Here is a 7,352-nt window from a genome sequence, read left to right as displayed (position 1 = left end):
TGGCGACCCGCATTCCGGCCTTCGAGGCGATCAAGCCGACGCGCGCCTGGGTCGGCCATTACGACTACAACACGCTCGACCAGAATGCGGTGATCGGCCCGCACCCGGAGGTCGGCAATTTCCTCTTCGCCAACAGTTTTTCCGGCCACGGCCTGCAGCAGGCGCCGGCGGTCGGCAAAGCGCTGGCCGAACTGATCGTGCATGGCGGCTATCGCACGGTGGATTGCTCGGCGTTCGGGTACAGCCGTGTCGCTGAAGGGCGAGCGTTCAGGGAGCTGAATGTGATTTGAGCAGGAAGGGCGGGTGCGCCGCGACGGTGATGCTGGACGGACAGAGGGGGGCGAAGGAACGCAACACGGCGGTCGATGGCCCAAAGCTGGCGAAAACAGCCGGCCAGGGCCTGCCGCGAACGGAATGATTTTGTGATGATCGTGGCGCTCGATCCGCCGCATTTCCGGACGATCAGCGACTTCCGCAAGCGGCATTTGAAGGCGCTCGAGGCGCTGTTCGTGCAGGTTCTGAAGCTGTGTGAGACGGCAGGATTGGTCAAACTCGGCCATGTCGCGCTGGATGGCACGAAGATCAAGGCGAACGCGTCGAAACACAAGGCGATGAGTTATGGGCGCATGAAGAAGCGCGAGCTGGAATTGAAAGCCGAGGTCGCTCGCATGCTGACGGCGGCCGAGGCCGCGGATGCCGAGGAGGACGTGACTTCGGCAAGGACAAGCGCGGCGACGAGATGCCGGATTGGGCCGGCGACAAGCAGTACCGGCTGGCCAAGATCCAGCAGGGGATGGCGTCGCTGGAAGCCGAGGCCAAGCTGGCGGCGCAAGAAGAGCGCCGGATCGAGGCCGAAAAAGAAGAGCAGCGCCAGGCCGCATGCCGCAAGAAGCCTGGCAAACCGGCGGCGGCGCCATCAGAGGAGCCCGGTGGCCATAGCAGCTGTTCTCGGAGGAACGCCGTTCGCTGTGCGGCGCTAAAGCCTGAGAGATCCTCGAAGAAGGATTGATCTCTTTGCATATCATTGTCTTCATATGATACGCGAACAGATCATAAAAGTTTTGACTTGCCCGCTGGGTGAGATACCTTTGCGTATCATCACGCATTGGAATAGATCGTATACGTATCATGATGGACTCTGAATCGGAAATTCTGCGCGCAATCGGTGGGCTTTTCAGGCAGGCGAGGCTGGCCGCTGCCATGACGCAGGAGCAGGTCGCTGGCTTGGCGGGTATATCCCGTCCCCGCTATCGCGACATCGAAAAGGGAGCCGCAGCGGCGCGTGCGACGACGCTCATGAATATCGCTCGCGCGCTCGGTCTGGAAATGATGCTGGTTCCGCAAGTCATGGTGCCGGCTGTCCAGGCTCTATTGCGTCCGCATGATGATGACGATCGACCCGCCTTTGTTTCTCAACCTGACGATGACGATCATGGCTCCAGTCTTTCGCGCACCTAAGACGATCCCGTCGCTGGACGTGCACTTGAACGCATTGAAGATCGGCACAATCGTTAGGACGCCGGGCGATTTCAATGCATTCAACTTCGATGAGGCCTACCGCGCGACGGGCGGCTTTCCGGTTTTCAGCCTGTCGTTCCGGGCAGCGACGGGAGGATTGCGGAAAGATCCGAAGCCTCTGGCGGGCGCCTTGCCCGCTTTCTTCGCGAACCTCCTACCGGAGGAGAAATTGCGCGAGGCGATGGAAAAGCACCACGAAGGCAATGTGCGGCCAGGCAATGATTTCGATCTTTTAGCGGCGCTGGGCGCCGATTTGCCGGGAGCCGTACGGGCGTTGCCCAGTGACGGCGCGATAGCGGTTTCGCAGGATGCTTCAAAGGATAAGCCCAAGGCACGGTTCTCACTTGCCGGCGTGCAGATGAAGCTGTCGGTCATGAAGAACACTGGAAAAGGCGGCGGCCTGACCTTGCCGATGGACGACGAGCAAGGCCGATACATCGCCAAGTTCCCTTCGACGGCGTTTCCAGGCGTTTCCGAAAATGAATTCGCCAACCTGGCGTTGGCTGCAGCGATCGGCATGGAGGTGCCTGAACGCGAACTTGTCGAGAAGTCCGATTTCGAGGATATTCCCGAGGAATTCAACACGCTGTCAGAGGGCAAGGTCCTTCTCGTCAAACGCTTCGATCGCGGCGCTGAGGGGGAGAGGATTCACATCGAGGATTTCGCTCAGGTCTTCGGTGTGTATCCCTCGCGCAAATATGAGGGGGCCGCTTATCACGACATAGCCTTGGCCATTGGCGTGGCCGTCTCGCCTACGGCGGCTCTCGAATTCGTCCGCCGCCTGGCGCTGACGGTCATCACTGGCAATGGCGACATGCACCTGAAGAACTGGTCTTTGATTTATCCCGGTAACGGCGACAAGCCGGTGCTTGCACCAATCTACGACGTCCTGTCGACCGTGCCATATATTCCCGCCGACGCCATGGCGCTTTCGCTTGGAGGGGAGCGCTCGTTCAAGGCACTAGCAGCACCGCGATGGAAAGCATTTGCAAACCGTGCAAGGCTTCCGGAGCCGGCAGTCCTGAAGGCAGTGGTCGAGACCGTCGAACTCGTCAACGAGCACTGGTGGCATCTGCCTGAGCGCGACGTTGTCGCGGCGAAAGTGCTCGAGCGGATCGACGAACATGTGAAGGCGATGACGCCGATACTGAACTCCTGCGCCGATAAGTGAGCCGAGTCCCCTTGAGTTGGTGATATGGCGGAATTATCGCCCGCGGCCCCGGATGGATGGCCGTGGATCGATGGTATGCCAGCGTGGCGCGCAAGACTCCGCGCAGTGTCGATGAGGACACGCGAGACCAAGCACGTCAGCTCGCCGGAACAGAAGAGTTCGCCCATCCCGCAATTAACGTTGGAGGGTCGAGAAGCTGATCGCCCACCTCAACACAACGATGCGGTTCGAACGAATGCGGTGACTGAGGATCGCGATCCGACGCTTTATGTCGCCATTGTCGGGTCCGCTACACGGCTTGTACCGACGATCCTTTCTCTTGGCCTCAAGCTAAATCCCTGAAAAGCAACCATGAAATTATTCTTCGGTTCGATCAGCCAAATTGGCACGAGTCTTGAGATCCTTGGGTGCGAGGCGGCGACAGCTGCCCGACCGGCATTCATGTCGCGGCAGCCGCGATGAATGGAACGAAGGAAGGAAAGCTACATGTCAGGTTTGCGTCAGATCGCCTTTTACGGCAAGGGCGGCATCGGCAAGTCCACCACCTCCCAAAATACGCTCGCCGCCCTTGTCGACCTCGGGCAGAGAATCCTCATCGTCGGCTGCGACCCCAAAGCCGACTCCACCCGCCTGATCCTGAACGCGAAGGCGCAGGATACGGTCCTGCACCTCGCGGCAGAGGAAGGTTCGGTGGAAGACCTGGAACTCGCGGACGTGCTCAAGGTCGGCTACAAAGGCATCAAATGCGTGGAGTCGGGCGGCCCTGAGCCGGGTGTCGGCTGCGCCGGCCGCGGCGTGATCACCTCGATTAACTTCCTCGAGGAGAACGGTGCCTACGACGATGTCGACTATGTCTCCTACGACGTACTCGGGGATGTGGTGTGCGGCGGTTTCGCGATGCCGATCCGCGAGAACAAGGCCCAGGAAATCTATATCGTTATGTCCGGCGAGATGATGGCGCTCTATGCCGCCAACAACATCGCCAAGGGCATCCTGAAATACGCCCATTCGGGCGGCGTGCGGCTCGGCGGCCTGATCTGCAACGAGCGCCAAACCGATCGCGAGCTCGACCTCGCCGAAGCGCTGGCTTCCAGGCTCAATTCCAAGCTTATCCACTTCGTGCCGCGCGACAACATCGTCCAGCACGCCGAGCTCAGGAAGATGTCTGTGATCCAGTATGCGCCGGACTCCAAGCAGGCCGGGGAATACCGGGCGCTGGCCGAGAAGATCCATGCCAATTCGGGCCAGGGCACCATCCCCACCCCTATCACCATGGAGGAGCTCGAGGACATGCTGCTCGACTTCGGCATCATGAAGACCGACGAGCAGATGCTTGCCGAGCTTCAGGTCAAGGAAGCGGCGAAGGCGGCCGCACAGTAGCGACCGCTGCCGACATGAGGCGCGGCCGACCTGGCGCGCCTTTCAAAGAACGGCGCCTCGTCGGTGAGGCGTCACCCTGAACCTTGAAAGGGGTCCCATGAGCCTGGAATACGAGAATGACGGCGCCCTCCATGCGAAGCTTATCGAGGAGGTGCTGTCGCAATATCCTGACAAGGCGGCGAAGCGCCGCAAAAAGCACCTCAGCGTCGCAAAGAGCGGCGACGAGGCTGGCGAGGAAAACGAGGTCCTTTCCGAATGCGAGGTCAAATCGAACATCAAGTCCATCCCCGGAGTGATGACGATTCGCGGCTGCGCCTATGCCGGCTCGAAAGGCGTGGTGTGGGGTCCAGTCAAGGATATGGTCCATATCTCGCACGGCCCGGTCGGCTGCGGGCAATATTCCTGGTCTCAACGCCGCAACTACTACGTCGGCACGACGGGCATCGACACGTTCGTCACGATGCAGTTCACCTCCGATTTCCAGGAGAAGGACATTGTTTTTGGTGGCGACAAGAAGCTGGAACGGATCATCGACGAGATCGAGGAACTGTTTCCGCTGAACAAAGGCATGACTGTACAATCCGAATGCCCGATCGGCCTGATTGGCGACGACACCGAAGCTGTGTCCCGCAACAAGGCCAAGGAGCACGAAAAGACAATCGTGCCGGTGCGCTGCGAGGGCTTCCGCGGCGTCTCGCAATCCCTCGGCCACCACATCGCCAACGACGCGATCCGCGACTGGGTGTTCGAGAAGAAGGACGTCGAGTTCGAGGCCGGTCCGTACGATGTCAATGTGGTCGGCGACTACAATATCGGCGGCGACGCCTGGGCTTCGCGCATCCTCCTCGAGGAGATGGGCCTGCGCGTGGTCGGCAACTGGTCAGGCGACGCTACGCTGGCCGAAATAGAGCGAGCGCCAAAGGCGAAGCTCAATCTCATCCATTGCTACAGGTCGATGAACTACATCTGCCGGCACATGGAGGAAAAGTATGGCATCGCCTGGATGGAGTACAATTTCTTCGGCCCCTCCCAGACTGAAGCCTCTCTGCGCAAGATAGCCAAGCATTTCGGACCGGAAATCGAGGCCAAGGCCGAGGCGGTCATCGCCAAATACCGGCCCCTGGTCGAAGCCGTCATCGCCAAGTACCGGCCGCGCCTCGAAGGCAGGACGGTGATGCTCTATGTCGGCGGGCTGCGCCCCCGTCACGTCGTCACGGCATATGAGGACCTGGGCATGGTTATCGTCGGCACTGGCTACGAATTTGGCCATAACGACGATTATCAGCGCACCGGCCACTACGTGAAGAAGGGCACGCTGATCTATGACGACGTGACTGGCTACGAGCTGGAGAAGTTCATCGAGGGGATCCGCCCTGATCTCGTTGGCTCCGGCATCAAAGAAAAGTACCCGGTCCAGAAGATGGGCATACCGTTCCGTCAAATGCATTCCTGGGATTATTCCGGCCCGTATCACGGCTACGACGGCTTCGCCATCTTCGCCCGCGACATGGATCTGGCCATCAACAACCCGGTCTGGACCCTCTACGACGCCCCCTGGAAGAAAAAAGCCGAGCCGTCGGCGGCGATCGCAGCCGAATGAGAAACCTGGCCTCCCGGAAGCCGGGAGGCCGTTGAACGCCTGTGGCCCTTTGTCCGCGGGAGACCTGAAACGTTTCGACGTCCCTGTGCCGCCGTATGGGGGGCCAGATGGAGAAGAGGTAACCACCCATGCCGCAGTCGGCTGAAAAAGTTCTCGACCACGCGCCCCTGTTCCGCGAGCCGGAATACAGGCAGATGCTCGCCGAGAAGAGGCTGAATTTCGAATGTCCGCACCCGGACCAGGTCGTTACCGACCAACGCGAATTCACCAAGACGTGGGAATACCGCGAAAAGAACCTCGCTCGCGAAGCGCTTGTCGTGAACCCCGCCAAGGCCTGCCAGCCGCTTGGCGCGGTGTTCGCGGCCGCGGGCTTCGAGCGAACCATGTCCTTCGTCCACGGCAGCCAGGGCTGCGTGGCCTATTACCGCTCGCACCTGTCGCGCCATTTCAAGGAGCCTGCTTCGGCAGTTTCCTCCTCGATGACCGAGGACGCGGCAGTGTTCGGTGGCCTGAAGAACATGGTCGACGGGCTCGCCAACACGTACCAACTTTACGACCCGAAGATGATCGCCGTCTCGACCACTTGTATGGCCGAGGTCATTGGCGACGACCTGCACAGCTTCATCGAGAACGCCAAGGACGAAGGCTCGGTCCCGCGCGACTTCGACGTGCCCTTCGCCCACACGCCGGCCTTCGTCGGTAGCCATGTCGACGGCTATGACGTTACGGTCAAGGGCATTTTGGAGCATTTCTGGAAAGGCGAGGAGCGCACGGAAGCCGAGGGGACCATTAATATCATTCCGGGCTTCGACGGTTTTTGCGTTGGCAACAACCGGGAACTCAAGCGCCTGCTCGATCTGATAGGCGTGTCCTATACCTTCATCCAAGACGCCTCTGACCAGTTCGACACGCCGTCGGACGGCGAATATCGCATGTACGACGGCGGCACGAAGATCCAAGACGTGAGGAAGGCAGTCAACGCCGAGGCGACACTTTCGCTACAGCATTACAACACCCGAAAAACACTGGAGTATTGCGAACAGGTCGGGCAGGCGACGGCCTCGTTCCATTACCCGCTCGGCGTCCAGGCGACCGACGACTTCCTGATGGAGGTCTCCGCGATTTCCGGCAAGCAAATCCCCGAGACGATCCGCCTGGAGCGCGGCCGACTTGTTGACGCCATGGCGGACAGCCAATCCTGGCTGCACGGTAAGAAATACGCCATCTATGGTGATCCGGACTTTGTCTACGCCATGGCCCGTTTCATCATGGAGACGGGCGGCGAGCCGACCCATTGCCTCGCCACCAACGGCACCTCGGCATGGGAAGCGGAGTTGAAGGAACTGCTTGCATCCTCGCCCTTCGGCAAGGATGCTCAAGTCTGGGCGGGCAAGGACCTCTGGGCGATGCGCTCGCTGCTCTTCACCGAGCCAGTGGACCTGCTGATCGGCAACTCCTATGGCAAGTATCTGGAGCGCGACACCGGCACGCCGCTGATCCGGCTGGCGTTTCCGATCTTCGACCGCCACCATCACCATCGCTTTGCGCTCATTGGCTACCAAGGCGGGTTGCGCGTCCTGACGACGATCCTCGACAAGATCTTCGACAAGCTCGATCGCGAGACAAGCGAGACGGGCGTGACGGACTATTCGTATGACCTCACCCGCTAAGCGTGACGGTCGG

Annotated in this window: 6 protein-coding genes and 1 pseudogene; all 7 read left to right on the top strand. The window is 60.3% G+C overall.

Annotation, left to right across the window (positions count from 1 at the left end; all coding sequences use genetic code 11):
* A partial coding sequence (locus NKJ32_RS30680) for an FAD-dependent oxidoreductase (RefSeq protein ID WP_352829859.1) occupies positions 1 to 290 on the top strand: 290 nt, incomplete at its 5' end.
* Between the two features lie 93 nt (positions 291 to 383).
* A pseudogene (locus tag NKJ32_RS30675) lies at positions 384 to 817 on the top strand (transposase); the annotation flags it as partial.
* Between the two features lie 314 nt (positions 818 to 1,131).
* Positions 1,132 to 1,458, top strand: coding sequence for a helix-turn-helix domain-containing protein (locus NKJ32_RS30670; protein WP_352829864.1), 327 nt, complete (start codon positions 1,132 to 1,134; stop codon positions 1,456 to 1,458).
* Positions 1,433 to 2,689, top strand: coding sequence for a type II toxin-antitoxin system HipA family toxin (locus NKJ32_RS30665; protein WP_352829857.1), 1,257 nt, complete (start codon positions 1,433 to 1,435; stop codon positions 2,687 to 2,689). Before NKJ32_RS30670 ends, NKJ32_RS30665 begins: the two co-directional genes overlap by 26 nt.
* A gap of 486 nt (positions 2,690 to 3,175) precedes the next feature.
* Positions 3,176 to 4,069 carry a nitrogenase iron protein gene (nifH, locus tag NKJ32_RS30660; RefSeq protein WP_023801970.1) on the top strand — a complete coding sequence of 298 codons (894 nt, stop codon included), beginning with the start codon at positions 3,176 to 3,178 and terminating at the stop codon, positions 4,067 to 4,069.
* A gap of 97 nt (positions 4,070 to 4,166) precedes the next feature.
* Complete coding sequence (gene nifD / locus NKJ32_RS30655; RefSeq protein WP_352829855.1) at positions 4,167 to 5,669, top strand: nitrogenase molybdenum-iron protein alpha chain; 1,503 nt, start codon at positions 4,167 to 4,169, stop codon at positions 5,667 to 5,669.
* Positions 5,670 to 5,797: 128 nt separating this feature from the next.
* Positions 5,798 to 7,339 (top strand): nitrogenase molybdenum-iron protein subunit beta, encoded by a 1,542-nt coding sequence (gene nifK, locus NKJ32_RS30650; protein WP_352829853.1) that lies wholly within the window; start codon positions 5,798 to 5,800, stop codon positions 7,337 to 7,339.
* Positions 7,340 to 7,352 lie beyond the last annotated feature (13 nt).

This window comes from Mesorhizobium sp. M0159, assembly GCF_040322295.1.
GTDB lineage: Bacteria > Pseudomonadota > Alphaproteobacteria > Rhizobiales > Rhizobiaceae > Mesorhizobium.
Note: the sequence above shows the minus strand (reverse complement) of the source record. Positions and strands in the feature narration are given on the sequence as shown.